We start from the raw sequence: 21186 nt of genomic DNA on the forward strand, positions 1-21186 counted from the left end.
TTTATGAAATTTGTCAAAGTGTTAGTCATGTTTAGCTGTAGTCTTTTTTGGTTAACTGCCTGCCAGCCTGCAGAGCAAAACCAGTCTGTAGAAACGCAACCCGCTGCCTATGCGGTCTCTCCCCCTGAATGTAGTTTAACCCTGGGTTTTGATGCCTGGGAACCTTACCAATATATGACAGTGGGTAATGTGGTGACTGGCTTGGACATTGAGCTGGCCAGAACCATTGTTGCGGGAATGAACTGTGATTTACAAATAATGCAAGCCAGCTGGGTAGAATTATTGGGTATGCTGCGCGAAGGGCAGATAGACTTTGTCCTTGGTGCTTCACTAACGCCTGAGCGCCAGAGCTTTGCCCATTTCTCTGAACCTTACCGGCAAGAGCGGTTTGCGCTATACGTCCGCACCGAGCAAGCTACTTTGCCGTATCAGGACATGCGGCAATTTTTAGCCGCTGGCCATAAATTAGGTATAGTCAATGATTACTATTATGGTGATGAAGTGGCTGAGCTGTATGCGGATGACAAATTTAATGCTCAGTTTGTTGGCGCCATTATCAGCGAAATGAATATGGCTCGCTTACTTGATGAGGAAATTGACGGTTTTTTAGAAGACAGCTTTGTGGCTACGTCTATTTTACGTCGTAAAGGCTTGGATCGTTTTATCGAGCCACATCAGATAAGCCTCGGTAATTCTGATGTGTTTGTCATGTTTAGCAAGCAGTCAGTAGAGGAACAGCAAGTCGTGCAGTTTAATGACATCCTCAGACAATTACAAAATAATGGCGAGTATCAACGGCTAATGGATAAATACCAGCAATAAATTTATTGCAAGTTAAACTGCCGGGCCAGAATGTCGGCAGTAAAACTGGCTTTCAAATAAAACCCTCTGGGCAGGGTAAAGGTAGGTTGGCCATATTTACCAACTGCTGCAGTTAATGCCCGACTGTCAGCGGCTTTTGGCCGCAATTGCAGTGCTTTGCCGTGAGCCCCTTTTATCTGATCAATGCCCCCTAAAGTGATCAGCTCCATTAACTCTTCCCAATCCTGTCGCAGCATCTGCTGCTGAGCCTCATCAGGTTGCCATAAAAAAGGCGTACCTAATTGCCGTTCGGCAATAGGAATGTGGCGCTCGGCTAATACCGGCACCCACAATACTTTGGCTAATTTCTGACAGACCCAGCTGTCTTCCCATTGTTGACCGGCTACACCGGTCAGCGCGGCAACACAAACATAGGTGCTCTCTAATGGTTTGCCTTTTGCATTGATCGGCAAGCTTTTTAACTCCACTCCCAGTTTAGGGAAGTCTGGTAACGCTTGTGAGCCGGCTTCAGCACCTAGCGCCATTTCCAGTAACTGGCCAACCCAGCCTTTATCGCGCCGTAAATCAGTGGGGACTTTTTGCTGATACATTGCGGCAAGTTGGCCTATAGTCAGGCCGGCTATGCTCTGGCAGCGGGTCAGTAATTGGTCGATATTTTGCGGCGGCTGAGTCATGTAAAGCTCAACGAGTTAACAATGCATAACCCTAACATTTTTTGGCCGCGCTGGCTGCTCAAAATCCCGGCAAACTGACTTATGCACAAGGATCATAAAACGCAAGCCTAAAAAAATTGCAGCTAACATAATGAAAATCATCAATTTAATTTAGTCTTTCAAATACAGTTTTAAAGCAAAAGTAGAGTTATTCAATAACAACTTGTCACTTAAGCACAGCCTTATGCACAGTTGCTGTGAGAAAGTGCACAGAGACTGCTTGTGCATCATCGGGAATGTGGATAACTTTGAATAAGTTGACTGAAAATAGCCATTGCCGTCCTTGCCAGTTTGTGAAAGAATCTTTTACATAGCAGATAATGACTTGCTTGAGGGTTAAGAGTGATCGATGCCGAAGGGTTCCGCGCCAATGTCGGCATAGTGATTTGTAACACCCAGGGACAGGTGTTTTGGGCAAAAAGATATGGTCAGCATTCCTGGCAATATCCACAGGGTGGCATTGATGATGGTGAATCACCTGAGCAAGCCATGTTTCGCGAATTACATGAAGAAGTGGGCTTAAGACCAGAAGATGTCGAGATTATTGCGACAACTAAACACTGGTTACGCTACAAACTGCCGAAACGGCTAATTCGCAAAGACAGTAACCCGGTGTGTATCGGCCAGAAGCAGAAATGGTTTTTACTGAGACTGACCTGCAAAGAAGAAGACGTAAATCTTGCAAAAACCAGCCATCCGGAATTTGATAACTGGCGTTGGGTCAGTTATTGGTATCCGGTCAGGCAGGTGGTAGCGTTTAAACGTGAAGTGTATCGCAAGGTTATGAAAGAGTTTGCCCCAGTCGCTTTGCCATTTATCCGCAGGGATATTAAAAAAAATAATACAAAACCTTACAGTTAAATGAGGTTCTTATGTTAGGCCAGTTACGGCGAATTGTTCAGGATGTGGCCCAGGAGCCGGCACTAAACAATGCTTTAGCTGGCTTGGTGTCCAGTGTTAAAACCGCTTTGGCTACCGAATGCTGCTCGGTGTATCTGGCTGATTACAACGAGCAACATTTTATGCTGATGGCAACTGATGGCCTAAATCAGGACGCTGTTGGCAAAGTGATGATTGGCTTTTCTGAAGGCCTGATTGGCTGGGTAGGTCAACGTGAAGAGCCAATTAACCTGGCTCAGGCTCATCTTCATCCGCGTTTTAAAGTGACGCCCGAAGTCAGTGAAGACCACTTCTCGGCGTTTTTAGGTTGTCCGATTATTCATCACAGAAAAGTACTGGGTGTACTGACTATTCAGCAATCTGCCGAGCGGGTGTTCAGCGAGGACGAAGAGTCATTTCTGGTGACCCTGGCCGTGCAACTCGCTGCGGTGTTAGCCAATGCGGAAATGCGTGATGCCGCTAGCCAGAGTCCGTCATTTAAACATCAGGTGTCGCAGTTGGCTGGCTTGCCCGGCTCACCAGGTATCGCTATTGGTGAGGCTTATGTTTTGCAACCTGCCAGCGATTTTGATGCTATTTCGCTAAAACGCTCTGATGAACCAGAAAAAGAACTGGCGCATTTTTATCGGGCCGTAAAAATTACCAAAGCGGAATTTAACCGCTTGGCCGAGCGGGTAGCCGGGCATATCCCGGCCGATGCGTTGGCTATTTTTGATGTTTATCATCAGTTGCTGGATGCCGCTAGTCTGGGCCGGGAAATAGAACAACAAATCGCCGAGGGCTGGTGTGCTAAAAGTGCGCTGAAGCGGGTAGTAGAAAAGTTTGCCCGTCAATTTGATGATATGGACGATGCTTACTTGCGTGAGCGCGGCACCGATATTCGTGATTTAGGCCAGCGGGTGTTAAATAACCTGCTCGACTCGGAGCAGCGAAAAGTAAAACTGCCAGAGCAAGTGGTATTGGTCGCAGAGGAATTGACGGCCACTATGCTGGCAGAAATTCCGCGTGATAAGCTGGTAGCGGTGGTGTCGCTGCGCGGTTCAGTTAACTCTCATGCTGCTATTATGGCAAGGGCTTTAGGTGTGCCGGCAGTGATGGGCGTCAGTGAGCTACCGTTGTTACATTGGCAAAGCCAGCGGGTGATTGTTGATGGCTATCAGGGGCATATTTTATTATCGCCGGTTGAGGCGATTTGCCAGGAGTATCAACGCTTAATCAATGAGGATGCAGCGCTTAATGCCCGCTATCAGCAGGATATAGCGCTGCCTTCGCATACCCGCTGCGGCGCAGCATTTAAATTGATGGTGAACTGCGGTCTGGCAATTGAACTGGAAACCAACAGTACCGATCATACTGATGGTGTCGGGCTGTATCGAACCGAGTTTCCTTTTATCATCAAAAGCCGGTTTCCCACAGAGCAAGAGCAGGTGGATCTTTACCGGCAAGTGCTTGAAAGTTATGCCGGCAAACCCGTAGTCATGCGCACCCTGGATGTCGGCGGTGATAAAGCGCTGCCTTATTTTAGCATTATTGAAGAAAACCCCTTTTTAGGCTGGCGTGGTATTCGCCTGACACTGGATCATCCCGAGATATTCTTAGTGCAAATTCGGGCCATGTTAAAAGCTGGCCTGAGCAGCGCTAATTTGCATATCTTGCTGCCGATGATCACAGATCTAGCCGAAGTGGATGAAGCGCTGAGGATGATCCGTCAGGCATGTTTTGAAGTCAGTGACGAGTTACAGGTAGCGATTCCCAGGCCCAAAGTTGGAGTAATGATTGAAGTACCCTCAGTCATGTATTTGCTGCCTGAATTAGCAGCCAAAGTCGATTTTTGCTCGGTGGGCACCAATGATTTAACCCAATATTTGCTGGCGGTCGATCGAAACAATCCCCGGGTGGCAGGTCTTTATGATGCGATGCACCCGGCATTACTGCGCGCGCTGTTTCAATTAGGGCAGCAGGCTGAGGGGCTTAAATTTCCTATCAGTATTTGTGGTGAGCTGGCGGGTGAGCCTGCCGGGGTATTATTGTTGATGGCCATGGGCTTTAACCATTTCAGTATGAATAGCAGTAATCTGGCGCGTATAAAGTGGTTGTTGCGCCGGGTGGATATGGCAGATTTAACGGCGCTCTTACCACAAGTGCTGGCCTGTCATTCGGCTAAGCAGGTGCGTGCTCAGGTACAGCGTTTTTTAGAGCAGCAACATTTACTGACTCAGCTACGCGCCTGATAAGCTGCAATTCTTTTACTGGCCTGCTACACTCCCCGGCGTATAAATGATGAGAGACTTACCTTGTTAACTGTGATGCTGATATCTGCCCTGAGTGGTGCTGTCGTAGGGGTGCTGGCCGGGTTACTGGGCATAGGTGGCGGCCTGATTATAGTGCCTATTTTATTTGTGTTGTTACCGGCAATGCAGATAGTGCCCGTTGAACACGCTATGTTAGTGGCGGTGGCAACCTCGTTAGCGTCTATCATTATTACCTCCAGCTCATCTGTGCTGGCCCATCATAAACGCAGCAATGTGCCCTGGGATATTGCCGGTGCCATTATGTTTGGTGCGGCAATAGGCGCCTGGAGTGCAGGCTATCTGGCGCATCATATTAATGGCAGCACGTTAAAACTGATTTTTGGCTGCTCAGTGTTACTGATTGCCTTACGTATGCTGGGCTCCCGCTCTGTGGTGGGCATGGCCAGTTTGCCTGCAAAAGCGCCGCTGGCGGCCTTAACCTCAGTGCTCGGCGCTATTTCTAGTTTGCTGGGTATTGGTGGCGGCGCGCTTATTGTACCCGTGCTGAATTATTTTTCGGTTGACATGCGCCGGGCTATTGGCTGTGCGGCAGCCGCTGGTATCGCCATAGCGGTGTTTGGTACTCTGGGCTATGTGCTGGCAGGTTGGCAGCAATATCCGCTGAGTGCGGGTTTTTTTGGTTATATCTATTTACCGGCGCTGCTGGGTATAGTCTGCACCTCGGTATTTACCACATCTATTGGCGCGGCCTTGACCCAACGCTTGCCCCTGCTGGCCATTAAGCGGGTGTTTGGCGTGTTTTTAATGCTGATTGGCGCCAGAATGATTTTTAGTTAAGCCGGATCTGCGGCAGAGAAAGGATATTATGAGTAATAGTTATATTGCGTTTCCGGCTATCGATGCTGTGGCGTTTAAGATTGGGCCTTTAAGTGTGCATTGGTATGGCTTGATGTATATGCTGGCTTTTGCCATCGCCTACTGGCTGGCCAGTCGTGCCGCTGCTAAACCTGGCTCTGGCTGGACTGCCGAGCAGGTCAGCGATCTATTGTTTTACGGCTTTTTGGGCGTCATTTTAGGCGGCCGGATTGGCTATGTGCTGTTTTATAATTTTTCGGAATTTTTAGCCCATCCGCTTTACCTGTTTAAAGTATGGGAAGGGGGGATGTCGTTTCATGGCGGCTTATTAGGCGTGCTATTAGCCATGGCCTGGTTTGCCCGGCGTTATAACAAAGCCTACCTGCAATTAGGTGATTTTGTGGCGCCGTTAATTCCGCTGGGGCTGGCTGCAGGCCGTCTGGGTAACTTTATTAATGCTGAGCTGTGGGGCCGCACCACTGATGTGCCCTGGGCCGTGATGTTTCCGGGCGCAGGCCCTCTGCCGCGGCATCCGTCGCAGCTGTACCATATGCTGCTGGAAGGGGTACTGTTGTTTTTGGTGATTATGCTGGTGCGCCGTTTAAAGCCTGCCACAGGTATGCTGGGCGGGGTGTTTTTAACCGGTTATGGCTGTGCCAGATTTTTTGTAGAATTTTTCCGTGAGCCGGATGCGCATCTGGGTGAACTGGCATTGGGTATGACCATGGGGCAGTGGTTGTGTTTACCGATGATTATCGGCGGTACAGGTTTGATGCTGTTTGTCTATCGTCAGGGCCAACAGCAAAAAGGAGTAACAGCGAAGTGAAGCAATATCTTGATTTAATGCGCCATGTGTTAGAGCACGGCCATCATAAAACTGACCGCACCGGTACCGGCACTATCAGTGTGTTTGGCTATCAGATGCGGTTTGACTTACAGCAGGGATTTCCGCTTATAACCACCAAAAAATGCCATCTGCGTTCTATTATTCATGAGCTGCTATGGTTTTTAAAAGGCGAAACCAATATTGGCTACTTAAAAGCCAATGGTGTGTCTATCTGGGATGAGTGGGCGACACCTGAGGGTGAGTTAGGGCCGGTATATGGTGCCCAGTGGCGCAGCTGGCTGGCAGCAGATGGTACTGTTATTGACCAGATCAGCCAGCTACTGGCGGATATAAAACGGACTCCGGATTCGCGCCGTTTATTGGTCAGTGCCTGGAACCCGGCCGTGCTGCCCGATACCCGTTTCTCGCCACGTGACAATGCGGCTATGGGTAAACAGGCGTTACCGCCATGCCATACCTTATTTCAGTTTTACATTAACGATGGCAAATTATCTTGTCAGCTGTATCAGCGCAGTGCCGATATCTTTTTGGGTGTGCCTTTCAATATTGCCAGCTATGCTTTATTAACCCTAATGATAGCGCAGGTGGCTGGGTTGCAGCCGGGCGACTTTGTACATACCTTTGGTGATGCGCACCTGTATGTTAATCATTCAGAGCAGGTAAATACTCAGTTGGCACGTGAGCCCTTACCCTTACCCACGATGCGGCTTAACCCAGAAGTAACCGATCTGTTTGCCTTTAGCATTGACGATTTTACGCTGGAAGGCTATCAGGCGCATCCGCATATCAAAGCACCGGTGGCTATTTAGCAGCGGTTTGCTCACAGTGAATGGCCCGTTTGCCTAAAAGCTGGCCTGCTTCTTGCTAATATTTATCTGTCTGGCGCACTTTTGACGGTGCGCTCTGGCGACAGTGGTTTGTGCCCGGCATACAACTGAGCCTAAGTTCGGAAATAAAGCAGAGGTGTTATGTGAAAATTTTGCCAGTAGTCATTAGCACGCTGTTTAGCGTCGTGCTCAGCGCATGCGTCAGTGCGCCAGTGCCCAGTATTGGCGAGCGGGCTCAACATAACCTTAGCCATCATCCGGTAGATTTTTATACTGAACGTCTGGCTACCAGCTTATTCCGCCAGCTCAGTGAGCAGCGCGGCGTTGGTCAGGCGCCAAATATTGCTGTGAGCAATTTTTTACCGGCAGGTTCTTTAACACCGCAAATGCAGGATGAACAACAACTATTGCTGACCAGTCAGCTCAGTGAAAGTATGTTGTCGCATGCCCGAAGCCTGGGCTATGCGGTATTTGAATACCGGCTGAGTGATACCCTGCTGTTAAACGGCCAGTTTGAACAGGCGCTCAGCCGCGATGCCGCTCAGCTCTCAAACTTAGGTAATGTTGATACCATACTCACCGGGACCTATAGTCTGACGCAGGATGCGCTAATCCTCAATGCCCGGCTGGTGTATTTACCGACGAAACAGGTACTGGCCGCCGCTACCGATTATTTGCCGGTAAATGTATTTTGGAGCACGCAACAAGTGAATAAAAGAGCCGGTTATTTTTATCGGCAGGACCGCTCAGGAGAACAACGATGAAGTCTTACTTAACCTTTAGTGCAGCGGTGTTATTAACTGGCTGTGCCAGCGCCCCTAATACCGTGGCGGTGGAAGGCGTTCAATCTCAGGCTGACGATGCCCGTAGCCAACGTATTCAGCGCGCTGCGCCGGTAGCGGCAAATACTGTTACCCCGGCGAGCCCGCAACTGATACTGCAGGAGCTACCGCTGCTAACAGTAAATGATTATGCCCGTAATTTAGTGCATGAGTTAATGAGCTTGCAGCAAGCACTGGATGAAAACAGCTTTATTGGTGTCACAGATTTCAGTTTTGTTGATAGTGCGCTGGATAAAGGTTCAGTGTTATCGCATCATTTGAGCGAAGCGCTGATTTATGATTTTCATAAATTTGGTGTGCCGGTACTGGATTACAAAGTCACCGATTATATCCGGGTAACCCCAAGCGGTGATTTTGTGTTAAGTCGTAATTATCAGGAACTCAGTGCTGAGGTGCCTATCCGCTATGTAGTGACAGGTACCCTGACCAGCCATCAGCAGGGCATATTGGTCAATGCCAGGCTTATCCAGATTGACAATAAACAGGTGGTTTCGGCCGCCCGTAGCTTTATTCCTCGGCATATAGTTCAGGCGCTTATCTCCAGTCAGGGCGAACAGCAACTGCGCATTAAACAGGGCTAAAGTAGTTAGCAAAATGGCCGATAACACCTTATAACTAAAGTGATATCGGATAGCCCATGAAACATCTGCTGACTAGCACAGTGGCGCTGGTGTTATGCACCAGCTGCAGTCTTTATCCTCATTCTGAACAGGCAAGCCAGGCTTTGTACGAGACGGGCTATGACCCTTTAACACATACAGAATCCACCACCACAGCAGCAATCACTAAGGCTCCTGTAGCTACGCGGCAGTACCAGATGGAGTTGGGCTATTATGCCGTTCCCACGACACGGCTGGCGCAACATAAATCGCTGGACGATTATGCTGCCCAGTTAGCGATGCAGCTGCAACCTCATTTACAACGTTTGCCAGCGGATGCCACTATTGCCGTTGCCAGCTTTGTGCTGCAAGAACCGTCTCTGGAGCAGCTTACGCCTTATGGCTATCAGTTAGCAGAAAGCCTGATCTTTCAGGTGCAGCAGCTTGGTATCAATATGGTTGATCATACCGTGAGTAATGGCTTGCAGTTAACAGCTCAGGGCGATTTAGTGTTTAGCCGTCTGGGCTGGCGTGTCAGCCCTCGTCAGCAAATTGACTATGTGTTAAGCGGCACTCTGCAGCAAAATAATCGCGGTTTATTGATTCAGGCCAGGGTGATTAACTTTCAGAGCAAAGTAGTGGTCGCCAGCGCCCAGCAATTGATCCCACAATTTGTGCTGGATGCACAACAAGCGCAGTTATGGCTGCCCCAACAGGAATCGAACCTGTAACTGCCCCTTAGGAGGGGGCCGTTATATCCATTTAACTATAGGGCATGTGACTAGGGTGTCAGCGCGCGAAAGTCTAACAGAATAATGCGCTTATGTGAACGTCTGATTAGCGGCTGGAGACGCTAAGCAGATCGCCGATTTGCAAGTGACTGAGCAAATGTTGCTCGGTAGAGCTGGCCCAGGCGTGATGCTCGGTTAGTTCGGTAATCGTGAGCTGCAAAGGGTTGTGTATTAAGCGTTTAACTTCGGGTTGTGTAGGATGGCGCTGTACCTGAATGACCTGCAGTGTATCGCCGGTTTTAAGGCCATGCGCCATGCCCATATTCAGCATAACCTGTTGCTGACGAATAGCGCTGATTCGGGTGGTGAGTGGTTTGCATTGGGTTAATTGCTGGATATCATCTGCCACGGCTTGCAGCACATTGTCAATTTTCTGACCATAGGGGAGCTGCCAGAAGGCCTGGCTATGGCTGGCCGGCGAGTGGTTACTCTCGGCCCAGTTGGCGCTGGTTCTGTATTCTTGTTGATGGCGGATTTTGTGCTGCAGTAAGTCATACAAAATAACGTCAATGGCAAAGAATCGTTGCTGGTTATTGCTCTGCCAGAAGCGGTTTGTAAGAGGGCCCAGCGACATATCCCGTATAGTGGCCAATAAGGTATAGCTATAGCCCTGCACGAACAGGCTGTCGCTGACCGCTGCCGTTAACTGCGTCATACTAAAAACTTCTTTGGCTGGCGTCGCTAATACCGCCGGACTATAATCGCGTAGTTTGTGCGACAACTGGGTCGTGACATCATCACCAATGTTAAATAACTGACCATGCACCGCATCCTGACGGCTGTGTAATGCGACCTGGCTTAACAGTAAGGGTTGACGGAATTGCCGGCTTTGGCAAGCATGATGCTGTGCCAGGATCTGGGCTCTGAGTACTACCGTAACTTGATTATTGCTGTGTGTTTCAGACACTAACTGAATTTGCTGAAATTCAGCATCGCTACTCAGACTTAACTGTTGCTGAGTCATAATGCCTTTTACCAGCTGTTGGCGGCTATCCAGCCTGGCACCGGCAAATAACGCTGCGCGGTGCAATGCATCATCTATGGCTGCCTGGCGGGCGGCCTGAATATTGCCTTGTTCAATTAGTGCCTGACCAGTGGTTTCATACCAGTTCGCTTTTAGCCCGGTGCTCGCTAACAGCAAAACCAGCAAACTGAGGTGGATGACCTTATTCATATCGGGCAAAAATCCTTGATTTAGTAATAGCTCACGCCGAAGCATCAGCCAATTTCAGCTATATGATGTCTAAACAAGCAAGACTTATGCCGCTTCAGCGATGGTTTACATAGTGATAGCTTACAAGCTGGCGCGAATATTGCTTTTAAACAGCTCAATAGGGTAAATCGATTGGTTGACAGGCAATATTCTGCCAGCCGTTTTAACAGGACGTGCGTTATGAACAAACTTATTCCTGCGGTTAGTTTAGTCTTCAGCTTAGGCCTTAGCGGCTGTAGCCAGCTGTTTGATCGGCATATTCAGTATGAGACAGAAACGCCTGCGGCCTTTCCTATTTTAACCGCAGTCGGCTTTGCGCCTATTTCGGCACAACCGGGTGATACCCAAAGCCAGAAAATGTTATTGGCGATGCGGGCGTCAAAATTAGAAGCCTATCGCGAGTTGGCAGAGCGGGTCTACGGTCAGAGAATCGACAGTGACAATACCTTAAGTGCTATGGTTAGCCAGCATGACCAATTATCCGCTTCGGTGCAGGGAGTAATAAGAGGTGCCCGCGTGGTTAAAAGCTATGTCATTGATGATGCCTATTTTACTGAGCTGGAGCTGGATTTCAGAGAAGTGTATCACACAGTGCAAAATGTGCAGCCACAACAGCGGGTAAGAAGTGTCAGATATTTTTAGATTAAGCCAGCAAAGCTAAGTAAACAGCTAAGCTTTAATGCCTTTACCTTTGTTATCAAAGGCGGGTTTACCTTTATTAGTATAGGTAAGACCGGCTTTGCCGCGGGAAGATAATAACTCCGTTTTAAACCTCTCCAGCGTTAACTGGCTTTGTTCCAGTGCTTGCTGGTTAATATCGTTTTGGGTTTTACATTCTGCCAGTCGTTGTTCAAGAGGCAACAGATGCTCGCTAAACCAAGACGAAGATTTGGCATCGGCTAAGTCAGGATGCTGGCTGATACTATAGTCGGTATCGGTAATGTCTTGCAGTAATGCTAGTTTTTGCTGACCAATCTCAGTTAATTGTTCTGGTTGGCGAGCGGCAAGCGCGGCAAGTTCTTGCCGTAATAACAACAAAAGCGCATCCAATTGCGCTTGTTGTTGTTCAAGTAAGGTGGTGATGAGAGGTTGTTCACTCATTAGTGGCTACACTCATTTTTTTTCAAATAAGTCGCCTTCAAACTGCATAATACGGCGGGCCAGTTGCTCAAGATTAATTTTATATTTGCCTTCGGCTATAGCCTGCTTAATTTTATCGACCTTTTCCTGGTCGATACCACTGCTGGCGTTCGCTTTTTCCTGAAGCTTGGTCAGCTGCTGCGCCTGCGGCGTAATTGACACAGAATCTTGGCGCTGCAACGCAGTTTGCTGCGTAGTTTGCTGAGTCGTCGCTTGCTGCGTTGTACTTTGCTGACGCTGCAAAAGCTGATCGGCTTTATCGCCTTTTACTTGCGGAGTGTTCTGCAAGTTATTGATATTAATTGCCATAATGGAACCTCATCACCTTTAAACAAGTCCTTATGTTTAGGTTAACGGCAGTAAAGATAAAAACTTTAGGATTATTTTCTAAAATTTAACCCGCACCTGATTAACTGCAACCACTTCGGTTTGGATTGTGCGACCAGATTGTTGGTTACGCACTGGCACAGTATCACCCAAGGTACCATCGGTTTGAGCTATGCCAGTAGCAGATACCATTAAACCTTTGTTGTCAATCTGTATTGTAACAACATCACCGCGGCACACAAGGCAAAGATCCTGTAATGAGACTATTTGCCCCATATTAAGCGCACGGCGGCTGCGGGCGCCCAATAAACGTTGAGGATCAGCTTCCTGGTTACCTCGGATTAAGTGGCGCTCCCGGCTTTCCGTCTGCAACATATCTATGGTGAGTGGTGTGCCGGTAGCAATATTTTGACGCATCACGACGACGTCTATCAGCTCGGTCATTCTGACCGGAATATACAATTGCCAGGAAACGGGGCTATTGCAACTGATTTGCACAGTGCTTTGTCTTTGGTTACTGCGCTGCGTTAAACTAAATTGCGGCATGCTGTCACATGCCCTTGCGGCGATTCTGTTATCTAGCGCGGTAACCTGAAATTGGCGCTCGTTTGCATCAGTAATAGCCTCAGCGGCCAGCCACTGCTCTGTTAACTCGGTTAACTGCTGAGCACTGTAAAATTGCGTTTGCCCGTTACTGCTGCTGGCAAATAACAGGAAAAACAGCAATATCAGACTGTTGAAATAATTATTTTGATACTTTTTCATAAGGTTTCGGCTATGCTTTAATGTCAAAAATGACTACTATGCGCCTAATGACGACATAGCACTGTAATCGTGGTATGCCTAATAACAGGCAAAAATCATGCCTTCTTTTAGCTTAAGCAGCTATAGTTATCGGAAACAGGAGTAATAAATGGCAAGTATTCTTGATTCGGTCAATCAACGCACCCAACTGGTGGGGCAAAACCGCCTGGAATTATTGCTGTTTAAGCTGCCTGGTAAGCAACGCTATGGTATTAATGTGTTTAAAGTGCGGGAAGTCTTGCCTTGTCCGGCGCTCACCGCCATTCCGATGCGAAATAAGTTTGTGCGTGGTATTGCGCATATTCGTGGCCAGACTATCTCAGTAATTGATTTAAATCTGGCAACCGGGGGCAAGCCGATTGCCGATTTAACCACGGCATTTATTATTATTGCTGAATATAACCGCTCAGTGCAGGGTTTTTTAGTCAGCTCAGTTGATCGCATTATTAACACTAACTGGGATTCTGTTAAGGCACCACCTCAGGGGACGGGCGGCAAGCAAAGCTATCTCACCGCTATCACAGAATTTGAAGATGAACTGATTGAAATTTTAGATGTAGAAAAGATACTGGAAGAAATTTCTCCTTCACCCACTATACTGACCAGCACTTTTGATACAGACGTCATTGCGACAGATTTAGGTCAGCGCCTAATCCTTATTGCCGATGATTCGACGGTTGCGCGTAATCAGGTAAAAAAGGCATTGGAAAATCTTGGCGTGAAGATGCATTTGGTGAATAATGGCCGTGAAGCGTTAAATTATCTACAGTCGGTGGCAAAAGACTGTCAGAAATCTGTCACTGAAAAAATCGGTTTGCTGATATCTGATATTGAAATGCCCGATATGGATGGCTATACCCTGACTGCAGAGATTAAACAGGATCCACAACTAAAAGATCTTCATGTGATCCTGCATACCTCCCTGAGTGGTGTGTTTAATCAGCAAATGGTATTAAAAGTTGGCGCAAATGATTTTATTGCTAAATTTAACCCGGATGAACTTGCCGCAGCAGTGCAAAAATGGCTTCATGTATAATGACTTGTTAAAAGTATGGCTGGGTTAACTGGCTAAAAGGATGTTTGTGTCGAATAAAGAACTGCACGATGCTGAATATAAACTGTTTCGGGATTTTCTCGAGCAGCAGTGCGGCATTGTGTTGGGTGACAATAAGCAATATTTGGTCAAAAGCCGCTTAGGGCCATTAATGCAGCGTTTTGGTTTGGCTACCTTGTCAGAGTTAGTCGCTAAAACCTTAAGCCCGTTTGAGCGGCAATTACGTTCTGCTGTAATAGATGCGATGACGACCAACGAAACCTTATGGTTTCGAGATACCTATCCTTACGAGCTACTCAAAAAACAAATTTTGCCGGAGCTGGAAAAAAGTTGCCGCACGTTGAAAATCTGGTCTGCCGCAAGTTCATCCGGACAGGAACCTTATTCTATAGCGATGACCGGACTGGAATACCAGCAAGGCAGGCCAGGGGCCTTTAGTTTAGGCATCAATATCCTTGGAACTGACATCTCAAATACCATGCTGGAGCATTGTCAGCGTGCGGAATATGATGGTCTTGCTTTATCGCGTGGTTTGTCGCCAGAACGACGGACCAAGTTTTTTGAAGATAGCGGCAAAGGCATGATGCGGGTTAAAGACGCGGTACGCAAAAATGTTAACTTTCGCCATCTTAACCTGCTTGATAGCTACACCTTATTGGGCAAATTCGATATTATTTTTTGCCGTAATGTACTTATTTATTTTTCTCCAGATGTAAAAGCTAAGATAATCAAGCAATTTGCTCAAGCTTTAAATCCCAGAGGCTACCTGTTTCTGGGCGCATCTGAATCGTTATCCAGCGTGAATAATGACTTTGAAATGTTAAGATGTAACCCCGGCATTATCTACCGTAAAAAATAATTCATGAAATAGCTCTAAATTTGGCCTGCCTTTTGCATTTGTTTGTCCATTCCGTATTGGAGGTGGCAAAAAAATGGCAATCAGTTTTGAAAAAGCTTTTGGTGTGCACCCGCAAGCGCTATTAGTGCGTGATCGGCGGGCACAACTTATCTCGGAAAATATCGCGAATGCTGATACGCCGGGTTATAAAGCCCGTGATTTGGATTTCTCGCAAGCGCTGCAAAATGCGCAATCGAAGCAAGCCAGGCCCATGAGCCGTACCCATCTGCAGCATTTTGATTTGTCTACCGAAGTGCGCCAGGAAATGAAATTCCGCAACCCAGATCAGGCTGATACCGGCGATGGTAACAGTGTCGACATTCATCGTGAGCGTAATGCGATGATGCAAAATAGCCTGGAATATCAAGTCAGTTTGCAGTTTCTAAACAGTAGAATTTCTGGCCTTAAAAAGGCCATCGGTGGACAAGGACAATAATTATGAGCCTGTTTAAAGTATTTGATATCACCGGCAGCGGCATGACTGCACAGTCGGTCCGTATGAATACCACTGCCAGTAACATTGCTAATGCTAATAGTGTCAGCAGTAGCGCCGAACAAACCTACCGTGGGCGTCATCCGGTGTTTGCTGCTGAGCTGTCTGAAGCCCGGCGTCAGCAAGGGGATGGCGTTAATGTAAAGGTGTTAGGTATCGTCGAATCGGATGCACCACTTAATGTGGAATATGCCCCTAATCATCCACTGGCTGATGCAGATGGCTATATCTATAAACCCAATATCAACATTATGGAAGAGATGGCCAATATGATTTCGGCCTCGCGCTCTTATGAAACCAATGTGCAAACCGCAGACGCAGCGAAACAAATGCTGATGCGTACCTTGCGTATGGGCCAGGCTAGCGGCTAAGGATTAACATCATGAACACTATAAGTAATAACCCGTTAGACGGCATGTATTGGGATGATAAGAAAAAAGCTCAGGACAAAAATAACGGTGCTCTCACTCAAGCCGATTTTTTCGCGCTGTTAACCCAGCAACTGTCTTATCAGGATCCGACCAAACCGGTTGAAAATGATCAGATGATTGCGCAGATGACCAACTTTACTATGGCTGATGGTATTGGCTCACTGAATGAAAGCTTTAAAGGCTTAGCCGCCAGTATGACATCAAATCAGGCATTGCAGGCTTCATCTCTGGTTGGGCGCAGCGTACTCACACAGTCTAATCAGATGGTATTTACCGGTGAAAGTTTATCCCGCGGCCAGATCAATCTGGATCGGCCTGCAGATAATTTAAGGGTGCGTATTGAGAAGGCCAATGGCGAATTGGTGAGCACTTTTAATGTCAATAACCCGGCGTTGGGCAAAAATGATTTTGTCTGGGATGGTACTAATGCCAACGGCGAGTTTATGGATGCAGGTGTCTACAAAATTATTGTCGAAGCCAATTTTAATGGCAAGAATGAATCGATACCTGTGCAGGTGTTTACCCCTGTATCCAGTGTCAGTATGGCGAACAACGGCCAGGGTATTACCCTGAATTTACTTGGTTTGGGGTCTATCAAACTTTCTGATGTTTTAGAAGTTTCTTACGGATAATTAACCGCTTAAGGTGAGGTGAAAAATGAGTTTTAACATAGCATTAAGCGGTTTAGCCGCTGCACAAAAAGATTTGGACGTAACAGCCAATAATATCGCTAACGTAAACACAACAGGTTTCAAGGAATCCAGAGCAGAGTTTGCCGATGTTTACGCAACGTCAGTATTTTCTTCTGGCCGTACAAAGGTCGGTGATGGTGTTACTACCTCTTTGGTGGCTCAACAATTTAACCAGGGGTCGTTGCAATTTACCAACAACTCGCTGGATTTAGCCATTACTGGCGAAGGTTTTTTTTCTACGACGCCTGACCGTTTTTCGCAGGATATGACCTATACCCGTTCTGGGGCTTTTAAACTGAATAAAGATAATTTCATTGTCGATAATAATGGTAACTTTTTACAAGGGTTTAGTGTTGACGCGGTAACGGGTGAAAACAGCTCGGTGAGTCTTAGTACCACTCAGCCTATTTCAATTCCAACCTCAGCTGGTGCGCCACGCGCAACAAACAATATCTTTTTATCTATGAACGTAGATTCAAGGGAGTTGGCACCAACTTTACCTTTTAATCCAACTGATAGGGCCTCTTACAATCATTCTACGTCTGTCACTGTGTATGACAGTTTAGGTGAGGCTCACATTGTAACCAGTTACTTTAGAAAATTAGCCACTACGCCACCTGCAAACAGTGAATGGGAAACCTTTGTGGTTTGGGATGGTGCAACAGCACATCCAACAATACCGGCACCTGTAGCGCCTGCAACACGAAATCCTGCGTCCTGGTTTCAGGGAGATAACCTGACTTTTGATTCAAATGGTAACTTTGTTGCTGCTACACCGGCACAAACTATATCGTTGAACTTTAATGAATTAAATCTTCCAGCAAATGGATATTTAACCAACGGTTCCCAATATCTCACTGACGTTGTCGTTAATTTCCGCGATGCATCGGGTGTGCGAACCCCAACCCAGTATGCTTCTACCTTTGATGTTAATAACCTGAGTCAGGACGGTTCTACGGTAGGTAACCTTACTGGGGTGGATATTGATTCTTTTGGCCGGTTACTTGCGACATATAGCAATGGTGATTCGTCTTATTTGGCTCAAGTAGCTGTGGTAAGGTTTGCTAATAATCAAGGTTTAAAGCAAGTGGGTAATACCTCTTGGAAACAGAGCTTAACATCAGGTGACCCTATCGGTGGCCAGGGTAATACCGGCTCTTTTGGAACGATTAATTCTTCGGCATTAGAGCAGTCTAACGTTAACCTGACTACCGAACTGGTCGATTTAATCAGTGCGCAGCGAAACTTCCAGGCCAACTCACGGGCGTTAGAGGTTAACAGCACCTTGCAGCAAACCATACTGCAGATCCGATAAGCTTTGCGTAAGTTTAAAACGCCACCAGACACGGTGGCGTTTTTATTTTCCACCTCCCTCAAAGCCGCTACAGGTTCGCCTGAGCTAAAGCCTCAGTAGGCCAAAATGCTAAATGGCATTGTTATTGCATTAAAACCATACAAGTCACTGCATTAACTGAATTGACCCGAGGTCAGTATGGATCGTCTGTTATATATCGCCATGAGTGGCGCCAAAGAAAACATGAATGCCATTAGTGTACGGGCGAATAACCTGGCTAACACGGGTACCGTGGGCTTTAAATCTGATTTTGAGCAAGCCCGTGCCATGCAAGCCTTTGGTGCAGGTTTACCTACCCGGGTATTTTCGATGACTGAGCGACCAGGTCAAAACTTTGACGCCGGGCCAGTGATTATGACTGAGCGTGAGCTGGATATTGCTATACAAGGCGATGGCTGGTTTGCAGTGCAGGCTGCTGATGGTACAGAAGCTTACACCCGTGCTGGTAATTTGCAGCTGTCGCCAACAGGTATGCTTGAAACGGCCAATGGCCTGCCCGTGATCGGTGACGATGGCCCCATATTACTGCCTATTCCGTTGGCGAAGCTGGAAATTGGCATGGATGGCACCTTAAGCGCTTTAGTTCAGGGTGCACCCGCTAACGCGCTGGAAGAGGTGGGGCGCATCAAGTTGGTTAAGCCTGAGTTCGCTGAGTTAGAGAAAGGAAATGATGGTTTGTTTCGGCGTAAAGATGGTGAATTGGCTAAAGCCAGTGCCGAAGTGAGTTTACTTAGTGGCGCCTACGAGGGTAGCAATGTCAATGCTGTGGGTGAGATGACTTATATGATTAGCCTGCAGCGGCAGTTTGAGTTGCAGGTCAAAATGATGAAAAAGGCCGAGGATATGGATCGGCAACAAAATATGTTACTGCGGATAATGGGTTAATACCCGATAGTTAACTAGGGCGAAAGCCCGGGAGGGGATCATGCATCCAGCATTATGGATCAGTAAAACCGGCTTAGACGCAAAACAGCGTGATATTTCGGTTATATCAAACAACCTGGCCAATGCCAGTACTGTCGGCTTTAAAAAAAGCCGGGCAGTATTTGAAGATTTGCTCTATCAGAACGTCAATCAGCCGGGTGGTCGTTCGTCGCAAAACTCAGAACTGCCCAATGGTTTAATGATTGGTGCCGGTACCAAAGTCGTGGCTACCCAGAAAAATTTTACCCAGGGTAATATGATCACTACCGAAAACAGCCTGGATATGATGATTCAGGGCCATGGTTTTTTTGAGGTTTTGATGCCAGATGGCACTATTTCTTATAGCCGCAATGGTCAGTTTACCGTGGACGGTGATGGCAATATGGTGACATCAGGGGCTGGTTTTCAAATTCAGCCCAATATTGTTATTCCACCGGATGCAACCAGCATCACGGTATCGCAAGATGGCGAAGTGTCCGTGCGTTTAGCGGGCCAGGTTGATAATGCGGTACTTGGCCAAATTACCGTGACTAACTTTATTAATCCGGCCGGTCTGGAACCTATTGGCCAGAATTTATTTAAAGAAACCGCGGCCAGTGGCGATCCGGTACAAGGTATTCCCGGCTTAGAAGGGTTAGGCATCATTGTGCAAGGCGCACTGGAAACCTCTAACGTTAACGTCACAGAAGAGCTGGTGAGCCTGATTGAAAGCCAGCGGGTGTATGAGATGAATTCTAAAGTAATTTCATCAGTTGATCAGATGCTTGGTTTTGCTATTCAACAGCTGTAACAGGAGGCTTGTGATGCGTGGCATTTTATTAGCGTTAATTATCTTAGTTATCAGTGGCTGTGCTTCGGTGAAAGAGCCGCGGGCGGATGATCCTTATTTTGCGCCATTGCCACCTGAACCAGCACCAAGGCAGTTACTGAATAATGGTTCACTGTTTGCGCAAAACCACTCCAACAGCTTGTATTCAGATAATAAAGCCCGACATGAGGGCGATATTATTACCGTAGTGCTACGCGAAAAAACCCAGGCATCAAAAAAGGCCAAAACTGAAACCAAAAAAGACAGCAATGTATCTGTTGACCCCATGATAGGGCTGGGCGGCAGGCCGGTCAGTGTGGCGGGTAATGTGCTGCAGTTTGGCGCGGGTTCCAGTTCAGATTACAAAGGCGATGCTAAAGCCGATCAGAGTAATAGCCTAATAGGTGATATCTCGGTCAATGTATTACAGGTGATGTCAAACGGCAATCTGGTGATCCGCGGAGAAAAATGGTTAACACTGAATACCGGTAAAGAATATATCCGCTTAACAGGCGTGATACGGCCGCAGGATGTGGATGTCAACAATACCGTTGAGTCGACCAAAATTGCCAATGCCCGTATTGAGTACAGCGGAACCGGCACACATCATTATGGTCAATCCCCTGGCTGGTTAAGCCGGTTCTTCAATGGCCCCTTGTGGCCTTTCTAGGAGAAGAAACATGCGTAGCCTGGCAATAATTTTTAGCCTTTTTAGCCTGTTGATGCCTGCGGCGAATGCCACGGTGCGTATCAAAGATGTGGCCGATATCGAAGGGGTTCGCAGTAACCAACTGGTAGGTTATGGTTTAGTGGTGGGCTTACCCGGCACTGGTGAGCAAAACCCCTTTACCGAGCAAAGCTTTCGCGCCATGCTGGCCAGTTTTGGTATTAATATGCCTGCGGGCGTACGCTCACAAATTAAAAATGTGGCCGCAGTAGCGGTGCATGCCGAGTTACCAGCGTTTGCTAAACCCGGCCAGCACATTGATATTACCGTGTCATCGGTGGGCAGTGCAGCAAGTTTGCGGGGTGGCACCTTAATGCAGACCTTTTTAACCGGCCTTGATGGCCAGGTGTATGCAGTAGCGCAAGGCAGTTTAATTGTCAGTGGCCTGGGAGCAGAAGGCCTTGACGGCTCACGCATTCTGGTAAATACGCCTACTGTTGGCCGTATTCCTAATGGCGCTTTAGTGGAGCGTGAAGTGGCAAGCCCCTTTGGCAACGGCGATTTTATCACCTTTAATTTGAAGCGTGCCGATTTCACCACTTCTAAGCGACTAGCGGATACGATTAATGGATTTATTGGTCCGGAGACTGCGTTTTCATTGGATGCGTCATCCGTGCAGGTCAGAGCGCCACGTGATATTAATCAACGGGTGATTTACTTATCTGAGCTGGAAAATCTGACTTTCACTCCTGCCGATCAATCTGCACGCATTATTATTAATTCGCGTACCGGCACTATAGTGATTGGCAAAGATGTGCGCTTGTATGCGGCGGCGGTCAGCCATGGTGGTTTAACGGTGACCATTGAAGAAAATCAACGCATAGTTCAGCCCGAGCCATTTACTGATGGTGTTACTGCTGTAGAACGTGACAG

25 protein-coding genes and 1 tRNA gene are annotated in these 21186 nt (G+C 47.4%); 20 read left to right on the forward strand and 6 right to left on the reverse strand.

The features are described from left to right. A partial coding sequence (locus tag V7D78_RS11140) for a substrate-binding periplasmic protein (RefSeq protein WP_333608527.1) occupies positions 1–822 on the forward strand: 822 nt, incomplete at its 5' end. A 2-nt stretch (positions 823–824) separates the two neighbouring features. Here the strand turns inward: V7D78_RS11140 and mutH are convergent. Next, positions 825–1496, reverse strand: a complete 672-nt coding sequence (gene mutH, locus V7D78_RS11145; protein WP_333608528.1) for a DNA mismatch repair endonuclease MutH — start codon at positions 1494–1496, stop codon at positions 825–827. Positions 1497–1877: 381 nt separating this feature from the next. On the opposite strand from mutH, the gene rppH reads away from it, so the two are divergent. The 8 genes from rppH to V7D78_RS11185 all read left to right on the forward strand — a co-directional run bounded on the left by rppH (position 1878) and on the right by V7D78_RS11185 (position 9388). Continuing rightward, positions 1878–2396, forward strand: coding sequence for an RNA pyrophosphohydrolase (gene rppH, locus V7D78_RS11150; RefSeq protein ID WP_333608529.1), 519 nt, complete (start codon positions 1878–1880; stop codon positions 2394–2396). Between the two features lie 11 nt (positions 2397–2407). Further along, on the forward strand, positions 2408–4666 hold the full coding sequence (gene ptsP, locus V7D78_RS11155) for a phosphoenolpyruvate--protein phosphotransferase (protein WP_333608530.1): 2259 nt from the start codon (positions 2408–2410) through the stop codon (positions 4664–4666). A 72-nt stretch (positions 4667–4738) separates the two neighbouring features. Beyond that, the gene (locus tag V7D78_RS11160; RefSeq protein WP_333608550.1) at positions 4739–5524 is read left to right on the forward strand and encodes a sulfite exporter TauE/SafE family protein; all 786 of its coding nucleotides are present in this window, start codon (positions 4739–4741) and stop codon (positions 5522–5524) included. A 28-nt stretch (positions 5525–5552) separates the two neighbouring features. Next, positions 5553–6368 (forward strand): prolipoprotein diacylglyceryl transferase, encoded by an 816-nt coding sequence (gene lgt / locus V7D78_RS11165; protein ID WP_333608531.1) that lies wholly within the window; start codon positions 5553–5555, stop codon positions 6366–6368. Continuing rightward, positions 6365–7198, forward strand: a complete 834-nt coding sequence (locus V7D78_RS11170; RefSeq protein WP_333608532.1) for a thymidylate synthase — start codon at positions 6365–6367, stop codon at positions 7196–7198. The genes lgt and V7D78_RS11170 overlap by 4 nt, the downstream gene beginning before the upstream one ends. A 161-nt stretch (positions 7199–7359) precedes the next feature. After that, positions 7360–7980: a FlgO family outer membrane protein gene (locus V7D78_RS11175; RefSeq protein ID WP_333608533.1), complete on the forward strand. Its 621-nt coding sequence runs from the start codon at positions 7360–7362 to the stop codon at positions 7978–7980. Continuing rightward, entirely contained in the window at positions 7977–8639 is a 663-nt protein-coding gene (locus tag V7D78_RS11180) for a FlgO family outer membrane protein (protein ID WP_333608534.1), read from the forward strand. Before V7D78_RS11175 ends, V7D78_RS11180 begins: the two co-directional genes overlap by 4 nt. 56 nt (positions 8640–8695) lie before the next feature. Beyond that, positions 8696–9388 (forward strand): FlgO family outer membrane protein, encoded by a 693-nt coding sequence (locus tag V7D78_RS11185; RefSeq protein WP_333608535.1) that lies wholly within the window; start codon positions 8696–8698, stop codon positions 9386–9388. On the opposite strand, the gene V7D78_RS11190 is transcribed toward V7D78_RS11185, so the two are convergent. Continuing rightward, positions 9359–9433 (reverse strand) — tRNA-Arg (locus V7D78_RS11190). The genes V7D78_RS11185 and V7D78_RS11190 overlap by 30 nt on opposite strands. 61 nt (positions 9434–9494) lie before the next feature. Then, positions 9495–10622, reverse strand: a complete 1128-nt coding sequence (locus V7D78_RS11195; RefSeq protein WP_333608536.1) for a flagellar assembly protein T N-terminal domain-containing protein — start codon at positions 10620–10622, stop codon at positions 9495–9497. A gap of 219 nt (positions 10623–10841) precedes the next feature. Here V7D78_RS11195 and V7D78_RS11200 point away from each other — a divergent pair, with 219 nt between their 5' ends. Beyond that, positions 10842–11303: an LPP20 family lipoprotein gene (locus tag V7D78_RS11200; protein WP_333608537.1), complete on the forward strand. Its 462-nt coding sequence runs from the start codon at positions 10842–10844 to the stop codon at positions 11301–11303. A gap of 27 nt (positions 11304–11330) precedes the next feature. Here the strand turns inward: V7D78_RS11200 and flgN are convergent, their stop codons facing one another. The 3 genes from flgN to flgA form a co-directional block, all read right to left on the reverse strand. Continuing rightward, entirely contained in the window at positions 11331–11762 is a 432-nt protein-coding gene (gene flgN, locus V7D78_RS11205; RefSeq protein ID WP_333608538.1) for a flagellar export chaperone FlgN, read from the reverse strand. Between the two features lie 12 nt (positions 11763–11774). Further along, positions 11775–12110: a flagellar biosynthesis anti-sigma factor FlgM gene (gene flgM / locus V7D78_RS11210; protein ID WP_333608539.1), complete on the reverse strand. Its 336-nt coding sequence runs from the start codon at positions 12108–12110 to the stop codon at positions 11775–11777. Positions 12111–12188: 78 nt separating this feature from the next. After that, positions 12189–12893 (reverse strand): flagellar basal body P-ring formation chaperone FlgA, encoded by a 705-nt coding sequence (flgA, locus tag V7D78_RS11215; protein WP_333608540.1) that lies wholly within the window; start codon positions 12891–12893, stop codon positions 12189–12191. A 148-nt stretch (positions 12894–13041) separates the two neighbouring features. On the opposite strand from flgA, the gene V7D78_RS11220 reads away from it, so the two are divergent. The 10 genes from V7D78_RS11220 to V7D78_RS11265 form a co-directional block, all read left to right on the forward strand. Further along, positions 13042–13968, forward strand: a complete 927-nt coding sequence (locus V7D78_RS11220) for a chemotaxis protein CheV (RefSeq protein WP_333608541.1) — start codon at positions 13042–13044, stop codon at positions 13966–13968. Positions 13969–14014: 46 nt separating this feature from the next. After that, positions 14015–14845 carry a CheR family methyltransferase gene (locus tag V7D78_RS11225; protein WP_442886527.1) on the forward strand — a complete coding sequence of 277 codons (831 nt, stop codon included), beginning with the start codon at positions 14015–14017 and terminating at the stop codon, positions 14843–14845. Positions 14846–14918: 73 nt separating this feature from the next. Next, a complete protein-coding gene (flgB, locus tag V7D78_RS11230; protein ID WP_333608543.1) occupies positions 14919–15320 on the forward strand; it encodes a flagellar basal body rod protein FlgB in 402 nt (133 codons plus the stop codon). A 2-nt stretch (positions 15321–15322) separates the two neighbouring features. Then, entirely contained in the window at positions 15323–15748 is a 426-nt protein-coding gene (gene flgC, locus V7D78_RS11235) for a flagellar basal body rod protein FlgC (protein ID WP_333608544.1), read from the forward strand. 11 nt (positions 15749–15759) lie between these two features. Next, a complete protein-coding gene (locus V7D78_RS11240; protein ID WP_333608545.1) occupies positions 15760–16440 on the forward strand; it encodes a flagellar hook assembly protein FlgD in 681 nt (226 codons plus the stop codon). A 25-nt stretch (positions 16441–16465) separates the two neighbouring features. Next, a complete protein-coding gene (gene flgE / locus V7D78_RS11245; protein ID WP_333608546.1) occupies positions 16466–17815 on the forward strand; it encodes a flagellar hook protein FlgE in 1350 nt (449 codons plus the stop codon). Positions 17816–17992: 177 nt separating this feature from the next. After that, positions 17993–18739 (forward strand): flagellar basal body rod protein FlgF, encoded by a 747-nt coding sequence (locus tag V7D78_RS11250; RefSeq protein WP_333608547.1) that lies wholly within the window; start codon positions 17993–17995, stop codon positions 18737–18739. A 40-nt stretch (positions 18740–18779) separates the two neighbouring features. Next, positions 18780–19568, forward strand: a complete 789-nt coding sequence (flgG, locus tag V7D78_RS11255; RefSeq protein WP_333608548.1) for a flagellar basal-body rod protein FlgG — start codon at positions 18780–18782, stop codon at positions 19566–19568. A gap of 13 nt (positions 19569–19581) precedes the next feature. After that, the gene (flgH, locus tag V7D78_RS11260; RefSeq protein WP_333608549.1) at positions 19582–20256 is read left to right on the forward strand and encodes a flagellar basal body L-ring protein FlgH; all 675 of its coding nucleotides are present in this window, start codon (positions 19582–19584) and stop codon (positions 20254–20256) included. Between the two features lie 10 nt (positions 20257–20266). After that, positions 20267–21186, forward strand: a 920-nt coding sequence (locus tag V7D78_RS11265; protein ID WP_442886528.1) for a flagellar basal body P-ring protein FlgI, incomplete at its 3' end; no start/stop codon positions are given.

Origin of the sequence: Arsukibacterium sp., from assembly GCF_036735525.1 — a bacterium.
Classification (GTDB): domain Bacteria; phylum Pseudomonadota; class Gammaproteobacteria; order Enterobacterales; family Alteromonadaceae; genus Alishewanella.